The 2,200-nt window shown below is 60.2% G+C and carries 3 protein-coding genes; 2 read left to right on the top strand and 1 reads right to left on the bottom strand.

Features of this window, described 5'->3' with window-relative positions; translation table 11 throughout:
* Positions 1 to 93: 93 nt before the first annotated feature.
* Complete coding sequence (locus AC3WMV_RS28290) at positions 94 to 1,029, bottom strand: LysR family transcriptional regulator (protein WP_103369835.1); 936 nt, start codon at positions 1,027 to 1,029, stop codon at positions 94 to 96.
* Between the two features lie 113 nt (positions 1,030 to 1,142).
* Between AC3WMV_RS28290 and AC3WMV_RS28285 the strand changes: the two genes are divergently transcribed.
* On the top strand, positions 1,143 to 1,628 hold the full coding sequence (locus tag AC3WMV_RS28285; protein WP_103369836.1) for a DMT family transporter: 486 nt from the start codon (positions 1,143 to 1,145) through the stop codon (positions 1,626 to 1,628).
* A gap of 4 nt (positions 1,629 to 1,632) precedes the next feature.
* A complete protein-coding gene (locus tag AC3WMV_RS28280; RefSeq protein ID WP_027614318.1) occupies positions 1,633 to 2,088 on the top strand; it encodes a DMT family transporter in 456 nt (151 codons plus the stop codon).
* Positions 2,089 to 2,200 lie beyond the last annotated feature (112 nt).

Below are 2,200 nucleotides of genomic sequence, written 5' to 3'. Positions count from 1 at the left end.
CAGACTGAATGCCATGCTGCGAGACGGCACAGAGTGGCGGTGACGAACGGTGGCAGTAAGACAGTTGCTCCCACATTGGGTTTTGTGTAGGGCTCAGGGTCTGTCCCAGTAGGGCACTTCGCCAAAGCACTCGACAAAGAAATCGATCACCGTACGCACCTTCACCGACAACCTTCGACTCCCCGGCCACAGCACTGCGATCTGCTGCGTCTCCAGGCTGTTCGACACCTGATACTCGCGCAACACCGGCACCAGCGTGCCTTCGCGCACCGCTTCACCAATCAGCCATGATGGGAACATCACCAACCCCAGGCCTTGCTCGGCGGCCTGAGTGAGGGTGTCGGCGTGGTTGCCAGTGATCGGGCCTTTGACCGAGTAAGGCGTCCAGTCGTCCTGATCCTGACGGAAAAACCAGCGTTGCTGACCGGTCGCACCTTTGTAGGCCAGGCACTGGTGTTGCGCCAGATCCTCCGGGTGCTGCGGCGTGCCGTGACGCTTCAGGTAAGCCGGGCTGGCCGCGACCTGAAAGCGGTGCGGCGCGAGAATCCGCGCCTGCATGCTCGAGTCGTGCATCGGGCCGATGCGAAACAGCAGGTCGGCGCCTTCCTGCAACGGGTCGACGTAATGGTCGGTCTGCTGGATGTCCAGTTGCAGCTTCGGATAGCGCGCGCACAACTGACCGAGCCACGGCGTCAGATGACGTTGGCCGAACACCACCGGTGCGTTGATCCGCACCAGTCCGGTGGGTTCGCTTTGCTGCTCCTGCAACGCCTGCTCGGCTTCCTCCAGTTGCACCAGCACCAGCCGCGCATGGTGGCCGAGCATGCGCCCGGCTTCGGTCGGGGTGACAGCGCGGGTGTGGCGGTAGAGCAATTGCTGGTTCAGCGCCTGCTCCATCAACTGTATCTGCCGTGAAATCGAAGAGGGCGCCACGCCCTCGCGCCGGGCGACTTCGGAAAAACTGCCGTGGTCGAGCACCGCCACAAACAGCCTGAGTGCCTTGAATCCCAGTTCATTCAGCCCGTGCATGGATCGTCCTGCTGTGCGCGTTAAGCAAAAGTGTTGTCAGGATGCTCCCATTTATCGCACAGCTACGCCAGCCGATAATCCGCGCCATCGTTTACTTGCGTGGGTTTTGGATGATGCAGACATTGGATGAAGTGAGTGTGCCGGCGCCGGCGACCCGGTCGTGGCTGCGCCTGTTGTTGCTGCCGCTGGTGATTCTGGCCGGCATGGGCCTGTCGGTGGAGGCCGGGTTACTGGGGCCGTTGGGGGAGCAGGTCGGGCATCTGTGGGCGACTTTGAGCATCTTCGGCGTGGGTTCGGCGATTCTGTTTTTGCTGCTGTTGTTCGCCGGCCCGCAGAAAGGCCCGGCGCTGACCGATCTGCCGCGCTGGCAATTGATCGGCGGCTTTCTCGGGCCGATGTACGTGGTGGTGCTGACCCTGGCAACGCCGCATATCGGGATCGCGATGACGATGATCGCGATTTTGTCCGGGCAGGTCGGCAAGAGTGTGCTGATCGACCATTTCGGCTGGTTCGGCGCGACGCGCAAGAAGGTCAATGCCGAGCGGTGGCTGGCATTGGTGTTGATTGTGGTGGCATTGGTTCTGATTGCGCGGGGTTGAGAATATGAGTCTGGTTATTTTGTTGGCAGTGGTGGTGTTGGCTGGCGCGGTGTTGAGTGTGCAGGCGGCGATCAATGGGCGCCTCGGTGAAAGCGTCGGGGTATTGCGCAGCAGTTTGCTGACGTTTTTCGTCGGGGCTGTGGTCACCGGATTGTTGATTGTGTTTTTTGAACCGGCGCATGCGGTGAGTTTGCTCGATGTGCCGAAGTGGCAGGTCTGCGGGGCGCTGTTTGGGGTGGTTTACATGATGGTCATGGTTGGCGCGGTGCCTGTTGTGGGGACTGCGGTGGCGACGGTGGCGGTGATTGTTGGTCAACTTGGGATGGGGATGTTGATCGACAATTTTGGCTGGCTGGGGAATCCGGCGATCGAGCTTTCGTCTTCGCGGGTGTTGGCGATGGTTTGTCTGGGGTTGGCTTTGGTCTTTATGTATCGGAGTAGTGTTCGGGGTTCTGATTGAGTTTTGGGTGTATATCCGTTGCTGCGGTAACGGCGGCTTAGGGTTCCGCCCTTACGGCGGGTCACTTTTTCCAGACGCCGAAAAAGTAACCAAAAAGGCTTTACCCTGACGT

It is taken from the genome of Pseudomonas sp. FW305-3-2-15-E-TSA4 (genome assembly GCF_058787295.1).
The sequence above is the reverse complement of the archived record's forward strand: the minus strand, read 5'-3'. Positions and strand labels throughout refer to the sequence as shown.